Origin of the sequence: Mycolicibacterium palauense (assembly GCF_002592005.1) — a bacterium.
In the GTDB taxonomy this organism is placed as follows: domain Bacteria; phylum Actinomycetota; class Actinomycetes; order Mycobacteriales; family Mycobacteriaceae; genus Mycobacterium; species Mycobacterium palauense.
On the sequence record NZ_NVQF01000059.1, the window covers coordinates 1 to 25,435 of the forward strand.

Annotated in this window: 22 protein-coding genes and 1 pseudogene; 5 read left to right on the forward strand and 18 right to left on the reverse strand. The window is 70.4% G+C overall.

The window, feature by feature from the left end:
- Positions 1-585: pseudogene (locus CSR00_RS20365) on the reverse strand (protein translocase subunit SecD); the annotation flags it as partial.
- 109 nt (positions 586-694) lie between these two features.
- The gene (gene yajC, locus CSR00_RS20370) at positions 695-1,039 is read right to left on the reverse strand and encodes a preprotein translocase subunit YajC (protein ID WP_099024246.1); all 345 of its coding nucleotides are present in this window, start codon (positions 1,037-1,039) and stop codon (positions 695-697) included.
- Positions 1,040-1,249: 210 nt separating this feature from the next.
- Here yajC and CSR00_RS20375 point away from each other — a divergent pair, with 210 nt between their 5' ends.
- The 3 genes from CSR00_RS20375 to CSR00_RS20385 all read left to right on the forward strand — a co-directional run bounded on the left by CSR00_RS20375 (position 1,250) and on the right by CSR00_RS20385 (position 4,945).
- Positions 1,250-1,933, forward strand: a complete 684-nt coding sequence (locus CSR00_RS20375) for a nitroreductase family protein (RefSeq protein ID WP_099024247.1) — start codon at positions 1,250-1,252, stop codon at positions 1,931-1,933.
- Between the two features lie 211 nt (positions 1,934-2,144).
- Positions 2,145-3,485 carry a 4-aminobutyrate--2-oxoglutarate transaminase gene (gabT, locus tag CSR00_RS20380; RefSeq protein WP_099024248.1) on the forward strand — a complete coding sequence of 447 codons (1,341 nt, stop codon included), beginning with the start codon at positions 2,145-2,147 and terminating at the stop codon, positions 3,483-3,485.
- Positions 3,486-3,511: 26 nt separating this feature from the next.
- Entirely contained in the window at positions 3,512-4,945 is a 1,434-nt protein-coding gene (locus CSR00_RS20385) for a gamma-aminobutyraldehyde dehydrogenase (protein ID WP_099024249.1), read from the forward strand.
- A gap of 44 nt (positions 4,946-4,989) precedes the next feature.
- Here the strand turns inward: CSR00_RS20385 and CSR00_RS20390 are convergent, their stop codons facing one another.
- Positions 4,990-5,808 (reverse strand): hypothetical protein, encoded by an 819-nt coding sequence (locus CSR00_RS20390; RefSeq protein ID WP_099024250.1) that lies wholly within the window; start codon positions 5,806-5,808, stop codon positions 4,990-4,992.
- 350 nt (positions 5,809-6,158) lie between these two features.
- On the opposite strand from CSR00_RS20390, the gene car reads away from it, so the two are divergent.
- On the forward strand, positions 6,159-9,680 hold the full coding sequence (car, locus tag CSR00_RS20395; protein ID WP_099024251.1) for a carboxylic acid reductase: 3,522 nt from the start codon (positions 6,159-6,161) through the stop codon (positions 9,678-9,680).
- Positions 9,681-9,766: 86 nt separating this feature from the next.
- Here the strand turns inward: car and CSR00_RS20400 are convergent, their stop codons facing one another.
- The 6 genes from CSR00_RS20400 to CSR00_RS20425 form a co-directional block, all read right to left on the reverse strand.
- The gene (locus tag CSR00_RS20400; RefSeq protein WP_099024252.1) at positions 9,767-10,678 is read right to left on the reverse strand and encodes a haloalkane dehalogenase; all 912 of its coding nucleotides are present in this window, start codon (positions 10,676-10,678) and stop codon (positions 9,767-9,769) included.
- Between the two features lie 90 nt (positions 10,679-10,768).
- Positions 10,769-11,464, reverse strand: coding sequence for a hypothetical protein (locus CSR00_RS20405; protein ID WP_099024253.1), 696 nt, complete (start codon positions 11,462-11,464; stop codon positions 10,769-10,771).
- Between the two features lie 182 nt (positions 11,465-11,646).
- On the reverse strand, positions 11,647-12,714 hold the full coding sequence (gene ruvB, locus CSR00_RS20410; RefSeq protein ID WP_099024254.1) for a Holliday junction branch migration DNA helicase RuvB: 1,068 nt from the start codon (positions 12,712-12,714) through the stop codon (positions 11,647-11,649).
- Entirely contained in the window at positions 12,711-13,313 is a 603-nt protein-coding gene (gene ruvA / locus CSR00_RS20415) for a Holliday junction branch migration protein RuvA (RefSeq protein WP_099024255.1), read from the reverse strand. The genes ruvB and ruvA overlap by 4 nt, the downstream gene beginning before the upstream one ends.
- Complete coding sequence (gene ruvC, locus CSR00_RS20420; RefSeq protein WP_176562165.1) at positions 13,310-13,897, reverse strand: crossover junction endodeoxyribonuclease RuvC; 588 nt, start codon at positions 13,895-13,897, stop codon at positions 13,310-13,312. The genes ruvA and ruvC overlap by 4 nt, the downstream gene beginning before the upstream one ends.
- Before the next feature lie 131 nt (positions 13,898-14,028).
- Positions 14,029-14,784, reverse strand: coding sequence for a YebC/PmpR family DNA-binding transcriptional regulator (locus tag CSR00_RS20425; protein ID WP_099024257.1), 756 nt, complete (start codon positions 14,782-14,784; stop codon positions 14,029-14,031).
- 235 nt (positions 14,785-15,019) lie between these two features.
- Between CSR00_RS20425 and CSR00_RS20430 the strand changes: the two genes are divergently transcribed.
- Positions 15,020-16,231, forward strand: coding sequence for an acyl-CoA dehydrogenase family protein (locus tag CSR00_RS20430; protein WP_099024258.1), 1,212 nt, complete (start codon positions 15,020-15,022; stop codon positions 16,229-16,231).
- Between the two features lie 58 nt (positions 16,232-16,289).
- Here the strand turns inward: CSR00_RS20430 and pdxT are convergent, their stop codons facing one another.
- The 9 genes from pdxT to thrS all read right to left on the reverse strand — a co-directional run bounded on the left by pdxT (position 16,290) and on the right by thrS (position 25,387).
- The gene (gene pdxT, locus CSR00_RS20435; RefSeq protein WP_099024259.1) at positions 16,290-16,904 is read right to left on the reverse strand and encodes a pyridoxal 5'-phosphate synthase glutaminase subunit PdxT; all 615 of its coding nucleotides are present in this window, start codon (positions 16,902-16,904) and stop codon (positions 16,290-16,292) included.
- Positions 16,901-17,746 (reverse strand): acyl-CoA thioesterase II, encoded by an 846-nt coding sequence (gene tesB / locus CSR00_RS20440; protein ID WP_099024260.1) that lies wholly within the window; start codon positions 17,744-17,746, stop codon positions 16,901-16,903. Before tesB ends, pdxT begins: the two co-directional genes overlap by 4 nt.
- 66 nt (positions 17,747-17,812) lie before the next feature.
- Positions 17,813-18,748 (reverse strand): pyridoxal 5'-phosphate synthase lyase subunit PdxS, encoded by a 936-nt coding sequence (gene pdxS / locus CSR00_RS20445; protein WP_099024261.1) that lies wholly within the window; start codon positions 18,746-18,748, stop codon positions 17,813-17,815.
- Positions 18,749-18,828: 80 nt separating this feature from the next.
- Positions 18,829-19,878 carry an NUDIX hydrolase gene (locus CSR00_RS20450; protein ID WP_099024262.1) on the reverse strand — a complete coding sequence of 350 codons (1,050 nt, stop codon included), beginning with the start codon at positions 19,876-19,878 and terminating at the stop codon, positions 18,829-18,831.
- Positions 19,879-19,943: 65 nt separating this feature from the next.
- Positions 19,944-21,095, reverse strand: coding sequence for a glycosyltransferase family 4 protein (locus tag CSR00_RS20455; RefSeq protein WP_099024263.1), 1,152 nt, complete (start codon positions 21,093-21,095; stop codon positions 19,944-19,946).
- Entirely contained in the window at positions 21,095-22,075 is a 981-nt protein-coding gene (locus CSR00_RS20460) for a phosphatidylinositol mannoside acyltransferase (RefSeq protein ID WP_099024264.1), read from the reverse strand. The genes CSR00_RS20455 and CSR00_RS20460 overlap by 1 nt, the downstream gene beginning before the upstream one ends.
- A complete protein-coding gene (gene pgsA, locus CSR00_RS20465; RefSeq protein ID WP_099024277.1) occupies positions 22,075-22,749 on the reverse strand; it encodes a phosphatidylinositol phosphate synthase in 675 nt (224 codons plus the stop codon). Before pgsA ends, CSR00_RS20460 begins: the two co-directional genes overlap by 1 nt.
- The gene (locus CSR00_RS20470) at positions 22,746-23,324 is read right to left on the reverse strand and encodes an ATP adenylyltransferase (protein ID WP_245906312.1); all 579 of its coding nucleotides are present in this window, start codon (positions 23,322-23,324) and stop codon (positions 22,746-22,748) included. The genes pgsA and CSR00_RS20470 overlap by 4 nt, the downstream gene beginning before the upstream one ends.
- Positions 23,321-25,387 (reverse strand): threonine--tRNA ligase, encoded by a 2,067-nt coding sequence (thrS, locus tag CSR00_RS20475; RefSeq protein ID WP_099024265.1) that lies wholly within the window; start codon positions 25,385-25,387, stop codon positions 23,321-23,323. The genes CSR00_RS20470 and thrS overlap by 4 nt, the downstream gene beginning before the upstream one ends.
- Between the last annotated feature and the right edge of the window lie 48 nt (positions 25,388-25,435).

Genomic DNA, 25,435 nt, shown 5'->3' on the forward strand with positions numbered 1-25,435 from the left:
GGCCGGTGCGGGAGCCTGGCCGGGGGCCGGCGCGGGAGCCGGGGCCTGCCCGTCGGGGGCCGGTGCCGGCGGTGCCTGCGGGGCACCCGGGGCCGGCGGTGCCTGCGGGGCACCCGGGGCCGGCGGGGCACCCGGTGGTGCCTCACCCGGCGCGCCCCCGGGCTGCCCGGGCCCACCCTGGCCCTCGGGCCCGATGAGCTGGTCGACCGGGATCTGCTGAATCACCGGCCGGATGTAGAGCCGCGCGGTCTGGCCGAGGCTGCGCGCCTCGGTACCGTCGTTGCCCGGCACGGTGATCACCAGGTTGTCACCGTCGATGACGACCTCGGAACCGGACACGCCGAGCCCGTTGACGCGCGCGCTGATGATCTGCTGGGCCTGGGTCAGTGCCTCCCGCGTCGGCGCCGAACCGTCGGGGGTCCGCGCCGTCAGCGTCACCCTGGTGCCGCCCTGCAGATCGATACCGAGTTTGGGTTCCGCCTTCTTGTCCCCGGTGAGGAACACCAGCAGATAGGCACCGACAAGCAGAACCAGGAACAGCGTCAGGTAGCGGTACGGGCGTACCGGCGCCTTCGACGATGCCACGTTTGTGTGTCTCCTCCGAGCTCTTGGCGGGCGCGAGCGGACATGCTCGGGCCTCGCGGGCCGTGGGGTCGGCCCGCACCCGCAAAGAGTACGTGCCCTTCCTGGCGGGTCAGTCCTTGGTCAGCCGGTCGGGGTCGGAGGGAGCTTCGACGCCGTTGCCGGCGCCGGTGTCGAGGTCGGCGTCGAAGTCGTCGACCTCGGGTTCGATGCGATCGCGGATGGCCAGCTTCATCCAGGTGGTCACGATGCCCGGGGCGATCTCCAGGTCCACCGTGTCGTCGGTGATACCGGTGATGGTGGCCTGCAGGCCGGAGGTGGTGTGCACGCGGTCGCCCACGCGCAGCGATTCGTGCAGGTCGATGGTCGCCTGCATGGCCTTCTTCTGGCGGCGCGATGCGAAGTACATGAAGGCGCCCATGATGAGCAGCAGGGGGAGGAAGACGACGAGATCCATGTCAGCGGGAGTCTTTCTTGAGTTTCTCTGCGAATTCGGTGTGGGTATCGGTTGGGTGATTACCGCACTGGACGGCCCTGGACGGCCAGGATGCAGCCGAGGGCGACCAGGGGCACAGTGCCCGGTAAAAGACCAGTGTGCCATCCGTGGCCACCCCGGCGGACCGGTCGGGGGTGCAGTGGGCGGGCCGACGGCGCGAAGATGACCCTCATGGAGCTTCTGCACGCGCTGCGCGGCACGGGCGCGGTCCGCGACTTCACCGACGCCCCGGTCGACGATGCGACCCTGGCCAGGGTGCTCGACTCCGCCCGCTTCGCCCCCAGCGGAGGCAACCGCCAGGCCTGGCGCGTCGTGGTGGTCCGCGACGGCGCACTGCGTGCCGGACTGGCCGAGGTCTACCGGCGGGGATGGTACGACTACCGAGCCATGCAGCAGGCCGGGCTGCGCCCGTACGCGCCCACCAACGACCGCGCCGCCGAGCGGCGGGCGGTGGCGCTCGCGCCCGGCATTGCCGCGGCGGCCGCCGAGACCCCGGGCTTCGCCGAGAACTTCGACCGGGTTCCCGCGCTGTTGGCGGTGTTCTGCGACCTGTCCGCCCTGGCCGCCGTCGACCGCGACCTGGACCGGTACGGCCTGGCCGGCGGCGCCTCGGTGTACCCGTTCGTGTGGAGCATCCTGCTGGCCGCCCACCAGGAAGGCCTGGGCGGAGTGCTGACCACGATGCCCGTGCGCGAGGAGCCCACCGTCAAGAGGCTGCTGCACGTCCCCGATCCGCTGGCGCTGGCCGCCGTCGTCGCCCTCGGCTACCCGCGCCGGCGCCCGACGCGGCTGCGCCGGGCCCCCGTCGCCGACTTCGCCACCGTCGACACGCTCGACGGCCCGGTGCTGGCCTAGCTGTGATGTCCAGGGACGAACGGGGCCGAACGGGGCCGTACCGACCGGAGGCCGCTCCCCCGCGCCGCCCACCGATTGCGCGGGTAATCGACGGCGCAAACACGTAATCCACCGTGTGGACGCGCCCACGCGGTGGATTCCGGGCGCGTCCCGGCCCGTCGCGACTAGGCTCGAAGCGCGACCAGAAGCCGCTGCGGACAGGAGCTCGAACGTGACCACCCTCGACCAGAGCCGACACCTCGCGACCGCGATCCCCGGCCCCCTGTCGATCGAACTGACCAAGCGCCGCACCGACGCCGTCTCCCACGGTGTCGGGGTGACCATGCCGGTCTTCGCCAAACGGGCCGGCGGCGGAATCATCGAGGACGTCGACGGCAACCGGCTGATCGACCTGGGTTCGGGTATCGCGGTCACCACCATCGGCAACTCCTCGCCACGCGTCGTCGATGCCGTGCGCGCCCAGGTTGCCGACTTCACCCACACCTGCTTCATGGTCACGCCCTACGAGGGCTACGTGGCGGTGTGCGAGCACCTCAACCGGCTCACGCCGGGCTCCGGCGAGAAGCGCTCGGCGCTGTTCAATTCCGGCGCCGAGGCGGTGGAGAACGCTATCAAGATCGCCCGTGCGTACACCGGCAAGCAGGCGGTGGTCGCCTTCGACCACGCCTACCACGGCCGCACCAACCTGACGATGGGTCTGACGGCCAAGTCGATGCCCTACAAGAGCGGATTCGGGCCGTTCGCCCCGGAGATCTACCGCGCGCCGCTGTCCTATCCGTACCGCGACGGCCTGGTGAACAAGGACCTGGGCTCCAACGGCGAATTGGCCGCCGAACGCGCCATCGACGTCATCGACAAGCAGATCGGCGCGGGAAATCTGGCCGCGCTGCTCATCGAGCCGATCCAGGGCGAGGGTGGCTTCATCGTGCCCGCACCGGGGTTCCTGGCGACCCTGCTGGCCTGGTGCCGCGACCACAACGTGGTCTTCATCGCCGACGAGGTGCAGACCGGTTTCGCCCGTACCGGGGCGATGTTCGCCTGCGAACACGAGGGCATCGAGCCGGACCTGATGTGCATCGCCAAGGGCATCGCGGACGGGATGCCGCTCTCGGCGGTGACCGGGCGGGCCGAGATCATCGACGCCCCGCACGCGTCCGGGCTGGGCGGCACCTACGGCGGCAACCCGGTGGCCTGCGCGGCCGCGCTGGCCACGATCGAGACCATCGAACTGGACGGGCTGGTCGAGCGTGCCGCGCAGATCGAGGCGCTGATGAAGGACCGGCTGTCGCGGCTGCAGGCCGACGACGACCGCATCGGAGACGTCCGCGGACGCGGCGCCATGATCGCCGTCGAACTCGTGAAATCCGGTACCTCAGAACCGGATCCGGAGCTGACCAAGAAGCTGGTCAGCGGTGCGCACGCGGCCGGCGTGGTGGTGCTGACCTGCGGCACCTACGGCAACGTCCTGCGTTTTCTGCCGCCCCTGACCATCAGCGACGAGCTGCTGCTGGAGGGCCTGGATGTGCTGGCCCTGATCCTCGCTGATCTCTGAGCAGACCTGACACAACCGGGAGAACCATGACCACCGTCAAGAACTTCATCAACGGCGAACTCGTCGACTCCGTCAGCGGCGCGACCATGCCGCTGGTGGACCCCGCCACCGGCGAGCAGTACGGCACCGCACCGGTATCCAACGAGGCCGATATCGACAGGGCCTACGGGGCGGCCGCGGCGGCGTTTCGCGACTGGAAGCGCAGTACTCCGGGAGTGCGCCAGAAGGCCCTGCTCGATTTCGCCGACGAGGTGGAGAAGGCGGCCGAGGACCTGGTGGCCGCCGAGGGCCGCAACACCGGTAAACCCAACCACGTGACCATGGCCGAGGAGATCCCGCCGATGGTCGACCAGATCCGGTTCTTCGCCGGTGCCGCGCGCATGCTGGAGGGCAAGTCCGCCGGCGAGTACATGGAGAACCACACCTCGTGGATCCGGCGCGAGCCGGTCGGCGTGATCGGCCAGGTGGCTCCGTGGAACTACCCGATGATGATGGCGATCTGGAAGTTCTGCCCCGCGGTGGCGGCCGGCAACACCGTGGTGATCAAGCCCAGCGACACCACCCCGGTGACCACGGTGATGCTGGCCGAACTGGCCGCCAGGCATTTCCCGCCCGGGGTGCTCAACGTGGTGACCGGCGACCGGGTGACCGGTGCGGCCCTGGTCGCCCACCCCACCCCGGAGATGGTGTCCATCACCGGTTCGGTGGCCGCCGGGCGCGCCGTGGCCACCAGCGCCGGTGGCCACCTCAAGCGCACCCACCTCGAACTCGGCGGTAAGGCACCGGTGATCGTCTTCGACGACGCCGACATCGCCGCGGCCGCCGAGGGCATCGCCACCGCCGGCTACTTCAACGCCGGCCAGGACTGCACCGCGGCCACCCGCGTGCTGGCGCCGGCCTCGATCGCCGGCGACCTCACCGACGCGCTGGCCGAGCAGGCCAAGGCCGCCACGACCACGTTCGGCCGGCCCGCCGGAGACGAGGACGCCTGGGTGCCGCCGGTGAACAACGTCAACCAGATGGAACGGGTGCTGTCGTTCTTCTCCGATGTGCCTGCACACGCCACGGTGGCCGTCGGCGGCGCACGCCAGGGCGACTGCGGTTTCTATGTCACCCCCACCGTCGTCGGCGGGCTCCATCAGGACGACCGGATGATCCAGAACGAGATCTTCGGTCCGGTGATCACCGTGCAGGCGTTCGACGATGAGGACGAGGCACTGACCTGGGCCAACGGCGTCGAGTACGGGCTGGCCTCATCGGTGTGGACCAAGGACGTGTCCCGGGCGATCCGGATGTCCAACCAGCTCGACTTCGGCTGCGTGTGGATCAACACCCACATCCCGCTGGTCGCCGAGATGCCGCACGGCGGGTTCAAGTCCTCCGGCCACGGCAAGGATCTGTCGATGTACGGGTTCGAGGACTACACCCGCATCAAGCACGTCATGGTCTACACCGGCTGATCCCCGCCGACCACCGCGCGGGCGCGCGGAGATATCAGTGGATATCAGTGTGAGACGGGTTCGCGGTGACGCCGGCCGAACAGCCGCTGCCACCCGTGACCCCGCCCGCTCTCGTCGTCCCCGGGCTCGTCGTCCCCGGGCCCGTCGCCCTTCTGTTCCTCGGACGGGCGCGCCGCGTCGGCCCCAACTTCGGAACGGGCGTCGGAACCGGACCCTAAACCGGCGTCGGAATCAGCCTGGGCCCCGGAACCAGCCCCGGCCCCGGACTCGGCGCGCCGGTCAGCGGCCGCTTCGCCCCCGTCCGCTTCGCCCCCGTCCGGCGTGTCCTCCTCGGCGGCGCTTCGGGCCCGGCGCTGGGCGTAGTCGACGTCACGCACACTGCGCACCGACAACCGGCCCACCCCCAAGGCGGCAATGAGCACGATCACCGCGCCCAGACCTCCGAAGGAGGCCAGCACGACCGCGGCGGAGTGGGCCCCCGACGACCCCGCGGCCCCGGTCGTCGCGACATCACCCAGGCCGATCAGCGGGGACAGCACGGGTCCGATCACGAACCAGCCGCCGGCCGCGATCGCGGCCCACCCACCGAGCAGCGCCGCGGCCCGGTTGGCGGTACGCACCAACAGCACACCGCCCAGCAGTACGACGACCCCGGGCAGGACCTGCAGCACGAACCGTTGCGCCGTCCACGTCCAGGCCGCGTCGCCGGCCAGCCCGAAGTCGAAGTACGGACCGACGAATCCGATGAGCGCTCCCCACGCTCCGAGCAAAATCAGCAGAATGCCGCTGGCCGCGCCGCGGCTGCGGGGAATCTGCATGCGGCCGCCGCGGACGCGTCCGGGCTCCGTGTGTACGTCGTTCATGACGGTCCTCCCTGACCTCGTGGAACCTGCCCCAGCAGTACCCGCCGCCGGCCCTGCCTAACCGCAGCGGGACCGGTTGGCCGACGTTTCACCCCGGCCTTTCGTTGCGACAATTCCGGCTCCCGTGCTGCGCCGCACCGACCTCCAGCAACCGGAGGGGACCGTATGTGACTGGGCGCCAGCGCAATTCGATGTGACGACGAACACACCCGAGGGGCCGATTCACAGGCGATTGCCAGGCCGTGGAGTTAGCCGGAATAAAATTAGTTTTGCTAACGTAGTTTGTGTCACGTGGCCGGCTTCCGGGCCCGCCACCGCACGCACTGGTCGTTACGGCAGGGGAATGATTGATGGTTACCGATACCCGTGAGGAGCGGCTGAACCGCCGCGTCGCAGACTTGTACGCCACCGACCCCCAGTTCGCCGCCGCCGCACCGGACCCCGACGTCAACGCCGCCATCGACAACCCCGACCTGCAGCTGCCGGACATCATCGCGACGACCTTCCGCGGCTACGCTCACCGTCCGGCGCTGGGCCGACGTGCGGTGGAATACCGGACAGACCCCGTCACCGGCCGCACCGAGGCGCGGCTGCTCCCCCGCTTCGACACCGTGTCCTACGCCGAGCTGTGGCACCGGGTGTGCACCGTCAGCGCGGGCCTCCGCGACGCCGTCCGGCCGGGCGACCGCGTCGCGACGCTGGGTTTCACCAGCAGTGACTACGCGACCGTCGACCTGGCCCTGCTCCAGCTGGAGGCCGTCGGGGTGCCGCTGCAGGCCGGACTGCCGCCGGCACAGCTCGGCCTCGTCCTGGCCGAGACCGAGCCGGTGGTGCTGGCCGCCAGCATCGACCACGCCGGCGACGCCGCGGACCTGGTGCTGGCCGGGCCGACACCGGCACGGGTCGTCGTCTTCGACGTGCTCGACCGCTCCGATGACCACCGAGACGCGCTGGCGACGCTGAAACGCCGCCTGGCCGACGTCGAGGTGACGGTGGAGACCCTCGACGAGATCATCGAACGCGGCGCTGCGACCCCGACGACACCGACACAACCCGTCGACCAGAGCGGCGGCCCGGATGCGCTCGCCCTGCTGATCTACACCTCCGGCAGCACCGGGGCGCCCAAGGGGGCGATGTACCCGCAGCACAAGGTGGCCGACATGTGGCGGGCGGCCACCGCGGCGCACTTGAACGACCGGCAGGGTGAGGTCCCGGCGATCGTGCTCAGCTTCCTGCCGATGAGCCACGTGATGGGCCGGGCAGTGCTCTACGGCGCCCTGTCCACCGGCGGCACCGCCTATTTCGTCGGCCGCGCCGACCTGTCCACCCTGATCGACGACTTGCGGCTGGTCAGACCCACTCAGCTCAATCTGGTGCCCCGGGTGTGGGACATGCTGCATCAGGAGTACCTCGGCGTGCTGGATCGCCGGCGAGCCGAGACCCCCGACGATCCCGAGCTGGACGCGCGGGTGCTCGCCGAGCTGCGCAGTGAGCTGGTGGGCGGTCGCCACGTCACGGCGCTGACCGGTTCGGCCCCGATGTCAGACGATCTGCGCGCCTGGGTCGAGGCCCTGCTCGACATGCACCTGATCGAGGGCTACGGGTCCACGGAGGCCGGTGCCGTGTTCATCGACGGCGTCGTCCGCCGTCCGCCGGTGATCGACTACAAGCTGGTCGATGTGCCCGAGCTCGGCTATCTCTCCACCGACCGGCCCCATCCGCGCGGTGAGCTGCTCGTCAAGTCGCAACAGATGTTCCCCGGCTACTACAAACGACCCGAGATCACCGCCGCGATGTTCGATGAGGAGGGTTACTACCGGACCGGGGACATCGTGGCCGAACCGGGCCCCGATCAGCTGCGCTACGTCGATCGGCGCAACAACGTCCTCAAGCTGTCCCAGGGCGAGTTCGTCACCGTCTCCAAGCTGGAGGCCGCCCTCGGCACCAGCCCACTGGTGCGTCAGATCTACCTCTACGGCAACAGCGCCCGCCCGTACCTGCTCGCCGTCGTCGTGCCCGTCGAGGACGCCCTGGCCCGCCACGACCTTCCCGAGCTGAAGACGCTGATCAGCCAATCCCTGCACGAGGCCGCGCAGCTGGCGGGCCTACAGCCCTACGAGGTCCCCCGCGACTTCCTCATCGAGACCACACCGTTCAGCGTCGAGAACGGACTGCTGACCGGCATCCGCAAGCTGGCCTGGCCCCGGCTCAAGGAACGCTACGGCGCTGCTCTCGAAGAGCTCTACACCGACCTGGCCCGGAGCCAGGCCGACGAGCTCGGCGAGCTGCGCCGGTCAGGCTCCGAGCGGCCCGTCGTCGACACCGTGCAACGCGCCGCGGCCGCGCTGCTCGGTGCCCCCAGCGCCGAACTGGATACCGACGCCCACTTCACCGATCTGGGCGGCGATTCCCTGTCAGCCCTGACCTTCGCCAACCTGCTGCACGACATCTTCACCGTCGACGTCCCGGTGGGCGTGATCGTCAGCCCCGCCACCGACCTGGCCGGGATCGCGGCCTACATCGAGTCCGAACGGCGCGGCAACGCCACCCGGCCCACCTACGCCGCGGTGCACGGCCGCGACGCGACCGAGGTGCGCGCCGCCGACCTCACCCTCGACAGGTTCCTCGACGCGTCGACGCTGGCCGCCGCCCCGCAGCTACCGGCCCCGGCGTCGGAGATCCGCACCGTGCTGTTGACCGGCGCCACCGGCTTTCTGGGCCGCTATCTGGCGTTGCAGTGGCTGGAGCGGATGGCGCTTGTCGGGGGCACGGTGATCTGCCTGGTCCGCGCCCGCGCGGACGGCGAGGCCCGCGCGCGCCTGGACGACGTCTTCGACAGCGGCGACCCCGAACTGCTGGCGCACTACCGGCGTCTGGCCGCCGAGCACCTGGAGGTCATCGCCGGCGACAAGGGCGAGCAGAACCTCGGCCTCGACGACCGCGGCTGGCAGCGGCTGGCCGACACCGTGGACCTGATCGTCGACCCGGCCGCCCTGGTCAACCACGTGCTGCCCTACAGCCAGTTGTTCGCCCCCAACGCGCTGGGCACCGCCGAACTCATTCGCATCGCGCTGACCAGCCGGATCAAGCCCTACATCTACGTGTCGACGATCGGGGTGGGCGCCGGCATCGAACCGGGCCGGTTCGTCGAGGACGCCGACATCCGCGCGATGAGCCCGGTCCGCCGGGTGGACGACACCTACGCCAACGGCTACGGCTCCAGCAAGTGGGCCGGAGAGGTGTTGCTGCGGGAAGCCCACGACGCCTGCGGGCTGCCGGTGTCGGTGTTCCGCTGCGACATGATCCTGGCCGATACCGGCTACACCGGCCAGCTCAACCTGCCCGACATGTTCACCCGCCTGATGCTCAGCCTGCTGACCACCGGCCTGGCCCCGGGCTCGTTCTACGAGCGCGACCCGCGCGGTCACCGGCAGCGCGCCCACTACGACGGCCTGCCGGTGGAGTTCATCGCCGAGGCCATCTCCACGCTGGGCGAACGGGTGCAGAGCGGCTTCGAGACCTACCACGTCATGAATCCCCACGACGACGGGATCGGCCTGGACGAGTTCGTGGACTGGCTGGTCGCGGACGGATACGGCATCGCCCGCATCGACGACTACACCGAGTGGCTGACCAGGTTCGAGACCGCGCTGCGGGCGCTGCCCGAGCTGCAACGCCAGGCCTCGCTACTACCGCTGCTGCACAACTACCGCCGCCCGGAGCACCCGGTCAACGGCGCCATGGCACCGACCGACCGGTTCCGCGCGGCGGTCCAGGACGCGAAGATCGGGCCGGAAAAGGACATTCCGCACGTCACACGTGCCATCATTGGTAAGTACGCCACGGATCTGCAGGCCCTCGGCCTGGTCTAGGCGTTGAGACCCGAAAGGCCCGGGGTTCCCTAGCTCCCCGGGTCTTTCGCTGCGCGGGGCCGGGCGGGGCCCCGACCGGCTCCCCGTCACCCGTTGCGGGCGGCACCCATCCACGCAAGGATGCGTTCGGCCAGCTCAGGCCCACAGTCCTCCTGGACGAAGTGGCTGCCGTGCAGCCGCGCGTGCGGCTGGTTCGCCGCGCCCGGGACGTGTTCGATCAGCGGGCCGTCGGCGCGGCCCAGGATCGGGTCCTTGGCGCCGAACAGCGCCAGGAACGGTTTGTCCCAGCGGCCCAGCTGCTCCCAGGCCGCCCGGTTCGCCGGCACTGCCGGATCGTCGGCCGAGGTGGGCACCAGCTGCGGGAACGCCCGCACTCCCGCCTGGTAGGTCCGGTCCGGGAAGGGCGCGTCGTAGCCGGCCCGGATCGCCGCCGACACCTTCGTCACGGTGCCGGCGCTCACCAGGAAACCGGGGTTGAGCCACGGGGAATACCTGGCGAACGCCCGCCAGATGCGGAACGCCGCCGGGGCCGGCCGGTCGGCGATCGGCAGGAAACCGTTGGCCACCACCACCCGGGCGAAGCGCCCACCGCGCTCGGCGACCATGCGTAGCCCGATCATCGATCCCCAGTCCTGCACCACCGCGGTCACCCCGGTCAGATCCAGTGCCTCCAACCAAGACGTCGTCCACTGCACATGACGCAGGTAGGTGTAGTCGGCGGCCTCGCGCGGTTTGTCCGAGCGGCCGAAGCCGATCAGGTCCGGTGCGAGCACCCGCAGCCCCGCATGCGCCAGCGGCGGGATCGTCGTGCGGTACAGGTAGCTCCAGGTGGGTTCGCCGTGCAGCAGGACCACCGGCGGGCCCTCGCGCGGCCCCTCGTCGACGTAGTGCATCCGCAGCGGCGGAGTGTCCTCGGCGGCGACATCGACGTAGTGCGGCGCGAACGGGTAGCCCGCCAGCCCGTCGAACCGGGAATCGGGGGTGCGCAGGACGTCCATCACCGACCGACGGTAGTGCGTCGCCGCGAGGCGAACGGCCGAAACGGCCGGTCTCAGGTCACCGTCCTCAGGTCGCCGCCGCGGCGACCATCACGTGGCGTCGGCGGTCTCCGGCGTCCCGGGGGTTTCGGGGCTTTCCGGGGTGTCGACGGCCCCGGGGTGCGACGGCGACTCCTGCGGCGACCAGGCCAGCAGCACCACGCCCATCAGGAACATCCACGCGGTCGTGGCGTAGGCCGAGGGCAGCGCCAACCACAGATGCAGCAGCGGGAGCACACCGAGCACCCCCAGCCATGCCGCTCCCCGCGGCAACGGCCCGTTGCGTGCGATGGCGAGCGACGTCGCGAAGATGAATGTCGCCGCCGCGGCGTGACAGAAGGTGTAGAGCCAGACCGACATCGCCAGGAACGGCTGGGTGTATTCGACGATGGTGACGTCGCCGTACTGCTGAACCGCCGCCGGGACCGCGACCTCGGCGGCGATGCCCGCGGCCGCCAGCGACAGGTACATCGAGGCCGCGACCAGTGCGACATACACCTGTGCCGAGTGACGGCTGCCCCGGCGCAGCACCGCGATGAGCACACCGCAGAACACCGCGCCGAACGCGATGTGCAGCAGCGGCAGCGTGCCGTTGGCGGTCAGGAAGGTCGCCACGTGGTGGAAGTAGCGCACCGCGTCGGCCGACGACTTCGGGCTTTCCGGAGTGCCCACCCAGTAGGCCGGAATGATGGTCAGCGCCGAGGCCACCCCGAAAAGCCCACCGATCTTCGCCGCCGTGGCGTTCATCGCGCCTCCTAACCCACCATGGGGCGCGGAGGCGCACCGAGTGCTCGGCTGCCCTGCGGCTCGCCCCGTCCCACATCCCTTACCGCGACGTGTTCGAACTATAGAACTCGAGGACCGCCGCCACCACCACCACGAAACCCACCACGATGCCCGCCGCGTCCCGGACCGGCCTCGCCGGCCTCCTATTCGAACAGGCCCTGCTGCCCCAGCCCGGCCGCCCCGGCCGGCGGCGTCAGCCCCAGATGCGTCCAGGCCTGCGCGGTGGCCACCCGGCCCCGCGGCGTGCGTGCCACCATCCCGGCCCGCACCAGGAACGGCTCGCAGACCTCCTCGACGGTGGACGCCTCCTCGCCGACGGCGACCGCCAGCGTGGACACCCCGACCGGTCCCCCGCCGAAACTGCGGGTCAACGCGGAGAGCACCGCCCGGTCGAGGCGGTCCAGGCCCAGTTCGTCGACGTCGTAGACCTCCAGGGCGGCCTTGGCGATATCCCGGGTGATCACGCCGTCGGCGCGCACCTCGGCGTAGTCGCGCACCCGGCGTAGCAACCGGTTGGCGATGCGGGGGGTGCCCCGCGAGCGCCGGGCGATCTCCACTCCGGCCTCGTCACCCAGCTCGATGCCCAGGATGCCCGCCGAGCGGACCAGCACCCGCTCCAGTTCGACCGGCTCGTAGAAGTCCATGTGCGCGGTGAAACCGAACCGGTCGCGCAGCGGCCCGGTCAGCGCCCCGGACCGTGTGGTCGCGCCGACCAGCGTGAACGGGGCCACCTCGAGTGGAATCGAGGTCGCGCCGGGGCCCTTGCCCACCACCACGTCGACCCGGAAGTCCTCCATCGCCAGGTAGAGCATCTCCTCGGCGGGCCGGGCGATGCGATGGATCTCATCGATGAACAGCACGTCGTGCTCGACCAGATTGGACAGCATCGCGGCCAGGTCACCGGCGCGCTCGAGCGCCGGGCCCGACGTCACCCGCAATGACGAGCCCAGTTCGGCGGCGATGATCATCGCCAGCGACGTCTTGCCCAGGCCCGGCGGGCCGGACAGCAGGATGTGATCGGGGGTGCCGCCGCGGTTCTTGGCCCCCTCGATGACCAGCTGCAGCTGTTCGCGCACGCGCGGTTGGCCGATGAACTCGCCCAGTGAGCGCGGGCGCAGGCTGGCGTCGATGTCCCCTTCGCCGACGGTGAGCGCGGGTGACACCTCACGGTCGTCGACCTCTGGATTCTCGGCGTCCTCGAAGCGGCTCATTTCGACTTTCCAAGCAGGTTCAGGGCGGCCCGCAGCACCCCCGACGTCGTAGCCTCCGGTCCAGCACCCAATTCGGAGGCCAGCACCGCCTCGGTGGTCTCCTCGGCCTGTTTGGCGGCGAAGCCCAACCCGACGAGGGCCTCCACGACCGGCCCGCGCACCGCGTGCCCGTTGGGGGCTGCGACCCCGGCCGCCGGGGTGGCGCCGATCTTGTCGCGCAGTTCCAGGACCATGCGTTCGGCACCACGTTTGCCGATGCCGGGCACGCGGGTCAGCGCGGCGACGTCGCCGTCGGCCAGCGCCTGCCGCAGCGTCGGCGCGTCGTAGACGGCCAGCGTGGCCAGCGCGATCTTGGGCCCCACCCCCGAGACACCGAGCAAGGTGGAGAACAGGTCGCGGGCGTCGGGGTCGGCGAACCCGTAGAGGGTCATCGAGTCCTCCCGCACGATCATCGCCGTGATCAGCCGCGCCTCGGTGCCGCGGCGCAGCGTGGCCAGCGTGGCCGGGGTGGTCATCACCTTGTATCCGACCCCGGCGGCCTCGATGACGGCGTGGTCGAGGGCGATGTCGAGGACCTCGCCGCGCACCGAGGCGATCACGACGCCCCCCGCGCTGCCCGGGCGGGCCTGGCCCGGGCGTCCTTGAGCCTGGCCTGGTAGCGGCGCTTCTGCTCGGCGGCCATCAGCTCGGCCTGGGCCATCCGGGCGATCATCGGCGCCCGCCAGCAGTGACAGATGGCCAGCGCCAACGCGTCCGCGGCGTCCGCGGGTGTCGGCTTCTGCTGCAGTGCGAGGATTTTCGTCACCATCGCGGTGACCTGCGCCTTGTCGGCGCGGCCGTTGCCGGTGACGGCGGCCTTGACCTCGCTGGGGGTGTGGAAGTGCACGTCGATCTCGCGGCGCGCCGCGGCCAGGGCGATGACCCCGCCGGCCTGGGCGGTTCCCATCACGGTGGAGACGTTGTTCTGGGAGAACACCCGCTCGATGGCGATCACGTCGGGCCGGTGGGTGTCCATCCAGTACTCGGCGGTGTCACTGATGGTGAGCAGCCGCTGCGGCAGCGCGACGTCCGAGGGGGTTCGCACCACGTCCACGTCGAGCGCGGTGACCTGACGGCCCTGCCCGCCCTCGATGAGCGAGAGCCCGCACCGCGTCAACCCCGGGTCGACACCCATTACGCGCACCGCGCCCGTCCTTCCGTTACCGAACAGCTGTTCGATGAACACTAGCGGGCGAGGCGGACAAGGGCGGGCAGTGACACGCCTCGCGCCGGCCATCCGTGGACGGGCGCTCGGCCCTCGTTTCAGGCCTCGCCTCAGTCCTCGTCGAGCTGAGCGGCGACGTCGTCGGGGATGTCGATGTTGGTGTAGACGTCCTGCACGTCGTCGCTGTCCTCGAGCGCGTCGACCAGCTTGAGCACCTTGCGCGCGGCGTCGAGGTCCACCGGCACCGTGACCGAGGGCACGAAACTCGCGTCGGCCGAGTCGTAGTCGATGCCCGCGTCCTGCAGGGCGGTGCGCACGGCCACCAGATCGCCGGGCTCGGAGACGATCTCGAAGGCGTCGCCGAGATCGTTGACCTCCTCGGCGCCGGCCTCGAGGACCGCCAGCAGGATGTCGTCCTCGGTCAGGCCGTTCTTCTCACACGTCACCACGCCCTTGCGGGAGAACAGGTAGGCCACCGAGCCCGGGTCTGCCATGTTGCCCCCGTTGCGGGTCATGGCGACCCGCACCTCTCCGGCGGCGCGGTTGCGGTTGTCGGTCAGGCACTCGACGAGGACCGCCACTCCGTTGGGCCCGTAGCCCTCGTAGGTGATGTTCTGCCAGTCGGCGCCGCCGGCCTCCTCGCCGCCGCCGCGCTTGCGGGCGCGCTCGATGTTGTCGTTGGGAACCGACGACTTCTTCGCCTTCTGGATGGCGTCATAGAGCGTCGGGTTGCCCGCCGGGTCGCCACCGCCGACGCGGGCGGCGACCTCGATGTTCTTGATCAGCTTGGCGAACATCTTGCCGCGCTTGGCGTCGACGACGGCCTTCTTGTGCTTGGTGGTCGCCCACTTGGAATGGCCGCTCATGTGTCCGAACTACCTTCTTCTCTATCTCGATCTTCTCTGTCTCGATCACTGACGCCGAAAGTCCGGTTGACCAGTCTACGTGGGGGTTCGCCGGCGACCGAAACACCGTCGCCGGGACCGGGGATCCGGGCCTCCCGGTCGGTCCTCGTCGGCGTAGGGCCGGCCGGCCACCAAATGCTGTTAAGTCAGCCACAGCTGCACCCTTTCTAACTTACTCCAGAGTAAGGTCCCTGCCATGACGTTCTCCCTCGAACTGTCCAGCGACCTGATCCACGTCCGCGACTGGGTGCACGAGTTCGCCGCCGACGTCGTACGCCCCGCGGCCGCGGAGTGGGACGAACGCGAGGCGACACCGTGGCCGATCATCCAGGAGGCGGCCAAGGTGGGGCTCTACTCGATGGAGCTGTTCGCCGAACAGGCCGCCGAACCCTCCGGGCTGGGCCTGGTCGTGGTGTTCGAGGAGATGTTCTGGGGTGACGCCGGGATCGCGCTGTCGATCCTCGGCACGGGCCTGGCGGCGGCCTCGGTGGCGGCCAACGGAACACCCGAACAGGTCGGCGAGTGGGTGCCGCAGATGTTCGGCACCGTCAACGAACCCCAGGTCGCGGCGTTCTGCTCGTCGGAGCCCGGCGCCGGCTCCGACGTCGGGGCGATCCTGACCCGCGCCCACTACGACGAGGCCAACGACGAATGGGTGCTCAACGGGACCAAGACCTGGGCCACCAACGGCGGTATCGCCAACGTCCACGTCGTCGTCGCGTCGGTCCATCCCGAACTCGGCACCCGCGGGCAGGCGTCGTTCATCATTCCGCCCGGCACCCCCGGCCTCAGCCAGGGCCAGAAGTTCCTCAAGCACGGCATCCGGGCCTCGCACACCGCCGAAGTGGTGCTCGACGACGTCCGCATCCCCGGGCGCCTGATCCTGGGCGGGAAGGAGAAGTTCGACGCCCGGATCGCCAAGGTGCGGACGGGCCAGAAGGCGGCCGGCCAGGCGGCCATGGCGACATTCGAACGGACCAGGCCGACCGTGGGAGCGATGGCCGTCGGCGTGGCCCGGGCCGCCTACGAGTACGCGCGGGACTACGCCTGCGAGCGCGAACAGTTCGGCCGCAAGATCGGCGACTTCCAGGCCGTGGCGTTCAAACTGGCCGACATGAAGGCGCGTGTCGACGCGGCCCGGCTGCTGGTGTACCGGGCGGCCTGGATGGCCCGCAACGGCAAGGAATTCGAATCGGCCGAGGGATCGATGGCCAAGCTCGTGGCCAGCGAGACCGCCGTCCACGTCACCGACGAGGCGATCCAGATCCTCGGCGGCAACGGCTACACCCGCGACTACCCGGTCGAACGGATGCACCGCGACGCCAAGATCTTCACCATCTTCGAAGGCACCAGCGAGATCCAGCGGTTGGTCATGGGCCGGGCGATCACCGGACTGCCCCTGCGGTGACCCCGGCGATTTCGGTGCAGCCAGTCCCGGTGAGCGGGACCAGCTGCACCGAAATCACTCAGAGCAGGTCGACGAAGAGCCGGTGCACCCGCCGGTCACCGGTCATCTCCGGGTGAAAGGCCGTGGCGATCACGTTGCCCTGCCGGACCGCCACCGGGTGGCCGGCGGCGCGGGCGAGCACCTCGACGCCGTCGCCGACCCGTTCCACCCACGGCGCCCGGATGAACACGGCATGCATCGGCGAGTCCAGACCCGCGAAGTCGATATCGCCCTCGAAGGAGTCCACCTGCCGGCCGAAGGCGTTGCGGCGCACCGTGATGTCGATGGCGCCCAGCGGCTCGGCGGCGCGCCCGGCGGCACCGGCGTCGAGGATCTCACCGGCCAGCAGGATCATCCCGGCGCAGGAGCCGTAGGCGGGCATGCCCGCGGCCAGCCGCTCCCGCAGCGGCTCACGCAGCTCGAACACCCGCAGCAGGTGGCTCATCGTGGTCGACTCCCCGCCCGGGATCACCAGCGCATCGACGGCCGCCAGCTCGGCGGGCCTGCGCACCGGCACCGACTCGGCCCCGGCCTCGGCCAGGGCGGCCAGGTGTTCGCGGGTGTCCCCCTGCAGGGCCAGCACGCCGACGCGCGGCACCGCCCGACCGACGGAGCCCGGACCGGGCCCGCTCACCGGGCCGGGGGCCGGTAGTTGCGCTGATAGCGCGTCAGGCCCTCCTGCATGACCGACGCGACCATCTCCCCGTAGCGGTTGAAGATCTTGCCCTGCGTCAGCGATCGCCCCCCGCACGCGGACGGCGAGGACTGGTCATAGAGCAGCCACTCGTCGGCCCGGAAGGGCCGCATGAACCACATCGCGTGATCCAGCGACGCGACCATCAGGTGCCCGCGCTCGTCGACGTGGTTGACCTGCGCCGAACCCAGCAGCGTCAGGTCGCTCATGTAGGCCAGTGCACAGATGTGCAGGACGTGGTCGTCGGGCAGCGGGTCGCGGTGGCGGAACCACACCTGCTGCTGGGAGGCCTTGCCGGGGACGCACACCAGCAGCTCCTTGGGCACGATGCGCACATCCCACTCGGCGAACTGGGCGAAGCCGGCCTCATCGAACGCGCCGGCGGGCCGGAACCCGGGCAGGTCGTCGGGCGGCGGCGCCTCCGGCATCGCGTCCTGGTGTTCGATGCCGCTCTGATCGGTCTGAAACGACGCCGACATCGAGAAGATGGTCTCGCCGTGCTGGATCGCGCTGACCCGGCGGGTACAGAAGGATCCGCCGTCGCGGATGCGCTCCACCAGGTAGACCGACGGCGCGCGGGCGTCACCGGGCCGCAGGAAGTAGCCGTGCAGGGAATGCACCTGGTAACCGGGGTCCACGGTGCGTACCGCCGAGACCAGCGACTGACCCGCCACGTGGCCACCGAACGTGCGCTGCAGGAAACCGGACTCGGGGCTGAACACACCGCCCCGGTAGATGTTGACCTCGAGTTGCTCCAGGTCGAGGATCTCCTCGATCGCCATCAGAGGTCGCTCGTCGCGCGAGCGCTCGGCCAGGTCTCGCTCTTCGCGCGAGCGCTCATTGGCCGATCACCAGCCACGTTCGGCAAGCCGGTGCGGCGCCGGGATGTCGTCGACGTTGATGCCGACCATGGCCTCACCGAGGCCGCGCGACACCTTCGCCAGCACGTCGGGATCGTCGTAGAACGTCGTCGCCTTGACGATGGCGGCGGCCCGCTCGGCGGGATTGCCGGACTTGAAGATGCCCGACCCGACGAACACGCCCTCGGCGCCCAGCTGCATCATCATCGCCGCGTCGGCGGGGGTGGCGATACCGCCGGCGGTGAACAGCGTGACCGGCAGTTTGCCGGCCCGGGCCACCTCGACGACCAGGTCATAGGGCGCCTGCAGCTCCTTGGCGGCGACGAAGAGTTCGTCCTCGCTCATCGAGGTCAGCCGGCGGATCTCGGCACCCATGCGCCGCATGTGGGTGGTGGCGTTCGACACGTCGCCGGTGCCGGCCTCACCCTTGGAGCGGATCATCGCCGCCCCCTCGGTGATGCGTCGCAGCGCCTCACCCAGGTTGGTCGCCCCGCACACGAACGGCACGGTGAACTTCCACTTGTCGATGTGGTTCTCGTAGTCGGCGGGGGTCAGCACCTCCGACTCGTCGACGTAGTCCACGCCGAGGCTCTGCAGGATCTGCGCCTCGACGAAATGCCCGATCCGGGCCTTGGCCATCACCGGGATGGTGACCGCCGAGATGATGCCCTCGATCATGTCCGGGTCGCTCATCCGCGACACCCCGCCCTGCGCGCGGATGTCGGCGGGGACGCGCTCCAGGGCCATCACCGCCACCGCCCCGGCGGCCTCGGCGATGCGCGCCTGCTCGGGCGTGACGACGTCCATGATGACGCCACCCTTGAGCATCTCGGCCATGCCGCGCTTGACGCGGGAGGTACCGGTCTGACCGCTGCCGGCCGTCCCATTGACATGAGCGGCGTGGTTTGGTTCAGCAGCGTCCACTGCTATCTCTCCTTAGATTGGTGCCGATCCAGTCTAAGGGTGCACAACAAGAGAAAATTGTCCCAACGTCCGCCGCGGTCTCAGTGGATGGCCGGGAGCTCCCCCGAGCCGGCGGTGTGGACCCCCTCGGCGCGGCCCGCCGCGATGTCGTTGGCCGTGGCCAGCAGGTCGGCCAGCTGCAGCGGGTAGACGGTCTCCCCCGCGCCGGCCAGCCCCGTGATGTCGTGGGAATCACACCACCGGTGACCGTGGATGTAGCGGAGTTCCAGCGCGGTGCGCCCAGCCGCCGAGGGCTCGAAGTGGCGGGTGCGGTGCACGAAGAAGAACTCCTGGCTGCGCATCACCGACCCGTTGAAGTCGATGACGGCGTCCCGGCGCCACAGCGGGCCGATCATCTCGGCGGGACTCACCCGCAGCCCGGTCTCCTCGACCAGCTCCCGGACCGCCGCCTGCACCAACCGCTCCCCGCGCAGCGCCTGCCCGCCCGGGGTGAACCACCACCGGCGGGCGGTGCCGTCGGTGATGGCCGGGTCGGACCCGCAGAACAGCAGCACCCGCCCGTCCTCGTCGAGCAGAACCACCCGCGCGGAGGTCCGCACCTCCACGATCCCCGGTTGCGCCGGGACGGTCTCCGGCAGCCGCTCGGCGATCTCGAAATAGGTCGGCAACGGCGCCCGGCCGCCGAGCCGCAGCCAGCGCACCGCCGGGCGTTCCCGCAGCGCCAAGGTGTCGCGCACGGCATCGTTGTGGAACCGCCGCGCCAGCAGCACGCGGGCCTCGGCGTCGGCCAACTCGGCGACCAGCGCCGCCGGCAGCCGCGACACGTCCACGGCGGCCAGCGCGGCCGACAACTCGTTCTCGACGGTTTCCCGGGCGCCGCGCGGCGCCCGCTCGGCGGCGTCGGCCAGTTCGGTGAGGCGATGGCCCTGCTGCACCGAGCCGTAGGCATCGGCGGCCACCGCGCGCGCCACCACGGCGCGGCGCCCCAGGGCACCGTCGAGCGCCTGCCAGGACAGGTCGGACCGCACGTGCAGGCGGTCCAGCCGGTTGGCGGTCTGGTAGGCCCACATGCCGATCAGCGCCAGCACCGCGACCAGCGCCGTAGCGACGATGATCAACCACAGTGTCATCGCGGCATCCGCCTGGCCGTCATCGCGGCCTCCGCCTGGCCGTCATCGCGGCCTCCGCCTGGCCGTCATCGCGGCATCCGCTGCCCCGCCGGGATCCCCGCGACCCGGACCTTGATCCCCGAACCGGCCACCGTCTCATAGACCCGCAGGATCTGGTCGGCCACCACCGACCAGTCGTAGCGGCGCACGGATTTCGTTGCCGCGGTGACGATCTGCTCGCGCACCTCGTCGTCCTCGATCACCTCGATCAGCGCGCGGGCCAGGGACTCGGCGTCGTCGACGGGCACCAGCCGGCCGGCCTCACCGTCGAGCAGCACCCGCCGGAACGCATCCAGGTCGCTGGCCACCACCGGCGTCCCGGCGGCCATCGCCTCGACCAGCACGATGCCGAAGCTCTCGCCGCCGGTGTGCGGCGCGCAGTACACGTCGGCGCCGCGCAGGGCCGAGGCCTTGGTCTCGTCGTCGCACTGCCCGAGAAACCGCAGGTGGCCGGCCAGCCCGCCGGCGGCGGCGCACAGCTCCTGCTCGTCGCCGCGGCCGACGACGAGGATCTCGATGTCGCCGAACCGCTCGACCAGCCGCGGCAGCGCCCCGATCAACACGGCCATCCCCTTGCGGGGCTCGTCGTAGCGGCCCACGAACAGCACCGATTTCCCGGGCCGCGGGTATCCCGGCAGGCACGGCGCCGTCGCGAAGGAGTCCACGTCGACACCGTTGGGAATCTCGACGGCGTCGGAGCCCAGCGCCTCCATCTGCCAGCGCCGGGCCAGATCCGACACCGCGATCCGGCCGACGATCTTCTCGTGGTAGGGCCGCAGGATGCCCTGGAACACACTGAGCGTCAACGACTTCGTCGTCGAGGTGTGAAAGGTCGCCACGATCGGCCCCTCGGCGGCCTGCAACGCCAGCATCGACAGGCTGGGCGCATTGGGCTCGTGCAGGTGCAGGACGTCGAAGTCACCCGAGGCCAGCCACCGCTTGACCCGCCGGTGGGTGGCCGGGCCGAACCGCAGCCGCGCCACCGAACCGTTGTAGGGAATCGGCACCGCCTTGCCCCCGGAGACGACGTAGTCGGGCAGGGCGACGCCCGGCGAGGACGGCGCCAGCACGCTGACCTGGTGCCCGCGGGCGCGCATCACCTCGGCCAGCTGCAGTACGTGGGACTGCACGCCGCCGGCGACGTCGAAGGAGTACGGACACACCATGCCGATGCGCATCACGCCCCCGTTTCGGCGGCCCCGCTCCGCGGGGTGTCGTCCAACCGCGCCCGGCGGTGCTCGGACAGATCGGCCAGCCACTGCGGCTGCAGCATGTGCCAGTCCTCGGGGTGCTCGGCGATGCCCACCGCGAACTGGTCCGCCAGGGCCTGCGTGATGGCCGCGACGTCGCCGGAGCCGACATCCAGTGCCGGGTACACGTGGAAGCGCCAGTTGCCGGGCTCGTTCCAGCAGTGCACCGGGTGCAGCGGCGCCCCGGTCTGAAGGGCCAGCGTGGCCGGCCCCGCGGGCATCCTGGTGCGCTCTCCGAAGAAGTCGACCTCGACCCCCTGACGGGTGAGGTCGCGCTCGGCCATCAGGCACACCATGCGGTTCTGCCGCAGCCGCTCGGCGAGCACCTGAAACGGTGGGCGCTCGCCCCCGGTCAGCGGCAGCATCTCGAAACCGAGCGTCTCGCGGTAGTTGATGAACCGCTGATACAGCGACTCCGGTTGCAGCCGCTCGGCCACGGTGGTGAAGGTGCCGTAGTGCTGGGCCAGCCACACCCCGGCCATGTCCCAGTTGCCGCTGTGCGGCAGCGCCAGCACCGCTCCGTGGCCCCGGTCCAGGGCGGCGTCGAGGTGCTCACGCCCGGTCAGGCACGGGCCGATCCGCTCACCGAGCTTCTTCAGGTCCATCGAAGGCAACCGGAACGCCTCCCGCCAGTAACGCGCGTACGACGTCAGCGAAGCACGGATCAGCGGTCCGGGCACGTCGGCGGGTTCCACCCCGAGCACCCGTGCCAGGTTCCTGCGCAGTTGCTCGGGCCCGCCGCCGCGGGCGGCGTACAGCGCGCCGGCCTCGAACATGTTGCGCGCGGCGAACTCCGGCATGGCGCGCACCACCCGCCATCCCGCCGCGTATCCCCAATCGGAGAGCCGGCCCCCCAACGGAACGCGGAACCCCCGAACAGTGGGCAGGCCCGCCGACGGGGTCGACATCAGGGCCGGCCCTCCTCGGTCTTGTCCGGCTCGCCGCCGGACTCCCCCAGCGGGTCCATGGCGCCCGGCGACTTGCGCACGGAGTGCAGCCGCTGGGCCAGCGTCAGCACACTGGTCACCGCGAGCACCCACATCGCCACGTGCAGCGCCAGCGGCAGCGGGTAGAACGGCAGATCGGACAGGCCCGCCCCGGCCAGCACGATGACCAGGCGCTCCGGGCGTTCGATGAGCCCACCGTCGCCGCGTAGTCCGCTGGCCTCGGCGCGGGCCTTGATGTAGGAGATGACCTGCGAGGTGACCAGGCAGATCATGGTCGCGACGACCAGCGGGGCGCTGTTGAGCCCGAACGCCGCCCACCACAGCAGGCCGCAGAAGATCGCACCGTCGCCGATGCGGTCGCAGGTGGCGTCGAGCACGGCGCCGAATCGGGTCCCGTAGCCGCGCTCGCGGGCCATCGCGCCATCGAGCATGTCGGCCAGCACGAAGAACCACACCACCACCGCACCGGCGAACAGCTGCCCGATCGGGAACAACGTCAGCGCACCCAGCACCGAGGCCGCGGTGCCGATGATGGTGATGCTGTCGGGTGTCAGGCCCAGCCGCAGCGCCGCGCGGGCCACCGGCCGGGACAGCCTGGTGTAGGCCGCGCGGGTCATCAGGTAGAAGTCGCTCACGACCGCCGCGTCCATTCGGTGGCCAGCAGCGTGCGGGTGTCGCGCAGCAGTTGGGGCACCACCTTGGTGCCCCCGATGATGGTGATGAAGTTCGCGTCGCCGCTCCACCGCGGGACCACGTGCATGTGCAGGTGCTCGGCCAGCGAGCCGCCCGCGGACTTGCCGAGGTTGAGTCCGACGTTGAAGCCGTCGGGGTGCGACACCCCCTTGATTACGCGAATCGCCTTCTGGGTGAACGCCATCAGCTCTGCGCTCTCCGCCTCGGTGAGGTCCTCCAGCTCGGAGACGCGCCGGTAGGGCACCACCATCAGGTGGCCCGGGTTGTAGGGGTAGAGGTTGAGCACCGCGTACACCAGCTCACCGCGGGCGATGATCAGCCCCTCCTCGTCGGGCAGCAGCGGGATGTCGGTGAACGGCTGCTTGGAGCCGGCCGATCCGCTGCTCCGGGTGCGCTCGGCGGGCGCGGCCTCGACGATGTAGCTCATCCGGTGCGGGGTCCACAACCGCTGCAGGTGGTCGGGCTGGCCCACCCCGGTGTCCACGCGAGATTCCCCCGCCGCGCGCTCCTCGGTCACGTCGGGCTGCCCGCCTGAGCCAGTCCGTCGAACAGCTCCGCGGTGGGCGGTTCGTTGCGTCGATCGGCGACCCAGGCGGCGATGGCCTCGACGGCCAGGTCACGCGGCACACCGTTGATCTGGCTGCGGTCGGCGAAACGGAAGGACACCGACCCTGCCTCCATGTCGCGGTCCCCGGCCAGCAGCATGAACGGCACCTTCATGTTGGTCTGGTTGACGATCTTCTTGGCCATCCGGTCGTCGCTGGCATCCACCTCGGCCCGCACGCCGTGCGAAAGCAGCTGAGCGGCAACGCTCTCCAGGTAGGGGACGTGCGCGTCGGCCACGGGTATGCCGACCGCCTGCACCGGAGCCAGCCAGGCCGGGAAGGCACCGGCGTAGTGCTCGGTGAGCACACCGAAGAACCGCTCGATGGAACCGAACAACGCGCGGTGGATCAGAACGGGGCGCCGACGCGATCCGTCGGCGGCGGTGTACTCCAGCTCGAAACGGTCGGGCATGTTGAAGTCCAGCTGAATGGTCGACATCTGCCAGTTGCGCCCGAGGGCGTCCTTGACCTGCACCGAGATCTTCGGGCCGTAGAACGCCGCGCCGCCGGGATCGGGAACCAGCTCCAGACCCGAGGAGACGGCCACCTCACGCAGGGTCTCGGTGGCCTCGTCCCACACCTCGTCGGACCCGACGTACTTGTCCGGGTCCTTGGTCGACAGTTCCAGATAGAAGTCGTCGAGCCCGTAGTCGGCGAGCAACTCCAGCACGAACTGCAGCAGGGAGGCCAGCTCGTCGCGCATCTGTTCGCGCGTGGTGTAGATGTGCGCGTCGTCCTGGGTCATCCCGCGCACCCGGGTCAGACCGTGCACCACACCGGACTTCTCGTAGCGGTACACCGAGCCGAACTCGAAGAGCCGCAGCGGAAGTTCGCGGTAGGACCGCCCCCGCGACCGGTAGATCAGGTGGTGCATCGGGCAGTTCATCGGCTTGAGGTAGTAATTCTGCCCCGGCTTGCGGAGCTCGCCGTCCTCGTCGTATTCGGCGTCGATGTGCATGGGCGGGAACATGCCGTCGGCGTACCACTCCAGGTGCCCGGAGGTGACGTAGAGGTGCTCCTTGGTGATGTGCGGGGTGTTGACGAACTGGTATCCCGCCAGCTGGTGCTTGCGCCGCGAGTAGTCCTCGAGCTCCTTGCGCACGATCCCGCCCTTGGGGTGGAACACCGGCAGCCCGGACCCCAGCTCGTCGGGGAAGCTGAACAGGTCCAGCTCGACGCCCAGCCTGCGGTGGTCGCGACGCTGGGCCTCCTCCAGCAGCTCCAGGTGCTTGTCCAGGGCTTCCTGGGATTCCCAGGCGGTGCCGTAGATGCGCTGCAGGCTCGCGTTGGCCTGGTCGCCGCGCCAATAGGCCGCCGAGCTTCGGGTGAGCTTGAACGCCGGAATGTACTTCGTGGTGGGGATGTGCGGCCCGCGGCACAAATCCCCCCAAACCCGTTCCCGGCTACGGGGATTGAGGTTGTCGTAGGCGGTCAGTTCGTCCCCGCCGACCTCCATCACCGAGGGATCACCGGACTTGTCGTCGACCAGTTCCAGCTTGAAAGGCTCGTCGGCGAGTTCCGCGCGCGCCTGCTCCTTGGACTCGTAGACCCGCCGCGCGAACAGCTGGCCCTCCTTGACGATCTGGCGCATCCGCTTCTCCAGCTTGTCCAGGTCCTCGGGGGTGAACGGCTCGGCGACGGCGAAGTCGTAGTAGAAGCCGTCGGTGATCGGCGGACCGATGCCCAGTTTGGCCTCGGGGAACAGCTCCTGGACGGCCTGGGCCAGCACGTGGGCCGCCGAGTGGCGGATCACGCTGCGGCCCTCCTCGCTGTCGGCGGGCACCGGCCGCACGTCCGTGTCCGCCTCGGGCGCCCAGCTCAGGTCGCGCAGTTTGCCCTCGGGGTCGGCGACGACCACGACGGCGTGGGGGTCGCCCCGGCCGGGCAGCCCCGCGTCCCGCACCGCCGCGCCCGCGGTGGTGCCCGCAGGAACCCGGATCAGGGCTGCGGGGGCGGGGTGTGCGGGGGCGCTCATCGGCTGTTCTCCATTGCGTCGGTAGGGGGATCGCGGTGTGCCGCGGTC

Coding starts and splice junctions, on each gene's coding strand:
- yajC (WP_099024246.1), bottom strand. CDS start 1,039: ATGGATCTCGTCGTCTTCCTCCCCCTGCTGCTCATCATGGGCGCCTTC.
- CSR00_RS20375 (WP_099024247.1), top strand. CDS start 1,250: ATGGAGCTTCTGCACGCGCTGCGCGGCACGGGCGCGGTCCGCGACTTC.
- CSR00_RS20385 (WP_099024249.1), top strand. CDS start 3,512: ATGACCACCGTCAAGAACTTCATCAACGGCGAACTCGTCGACTCCGTC.
- CSR00_RS20390 (WP_099024250.1), bottom strand. CDS start 5,808: ATGAACGACGTACACACGGAGCCCGGACGCGTCCGCGGCGGCCGCATG.
- car (WP_099024251.1), top strand. CDS start 6,159: ATGGTTACCGATACCCGTGAGGAGCGGCTGAACCGCCGCGTCGCAGAC.
- CSR00_RS20400 (WP_099024252.1), bottom strand. CDS start 10,678: ATGGACGTCCTGCGCACCCCCGATTCCCGGTTCGACGGGCTGGCGGGC.
- CSR00_RS20405 (WP_099024253.1), bottom strand. CDS start 11,464: ATGAACGCCACGGCGGCGAAGATCGGTGGGCTTTTCGGGGTGGCCTCG.
- ruvB (WP_099024254.1), bottom strand. CDS start 12,714: ATGAGCCGCTTCGAGGACGCCGAGAATCCAGAGGTCGACGACCGTGAG.
- CSR00_RS20425 (WP_099024257.1), bottom strand. CDS start 14,784: ATGAGCGGCCATTCCAAGTGGGCGACCACCAAGCACAAGAAGGCCGTC.
- CSR00_RS20430 (WP_099024258.1), top strand. CDS start 15,020: ATGACGTTCTCCCTCGAACTGTCCAGCGACCTGATCCACGTCCGCGAC.
- tesB (WP_099024260.1), bottom strand. CDS start 17,746: ATGGCGATCGAGGAGATCCTCGACCTGGAGCAACTCGAGGTCAACATC.
- CSR00_RS20450 (WP_099024262.1), bottom strand. CDS start 19,878: ATGACACTGTGGTTGATCATCGTCGCTACGGCGCTGGTCGCGGTGCTG.
- CSR00_RS20455 (WP_099024263.1), bottom strand. CDS start 21,095: ATGCGCATCGGCATGGTGTGTCCGTACTCCTTCGACGTCGCCGGCGGC.
- CSR00_RS20460 (WP_099024264.1), bottom strand. CDS start 22,075: ATGTCGACCCCGTCGGCGGGCCTGCCCACTGTTCGGGGGTTCCGCGTT.
- thrS (WP_099024265.1), bottom strand. CDS start 25,387: ATGAGCGCCCCCGCACACCCCGCCCCCGCAGCCCTGATCCGGGTTCCT.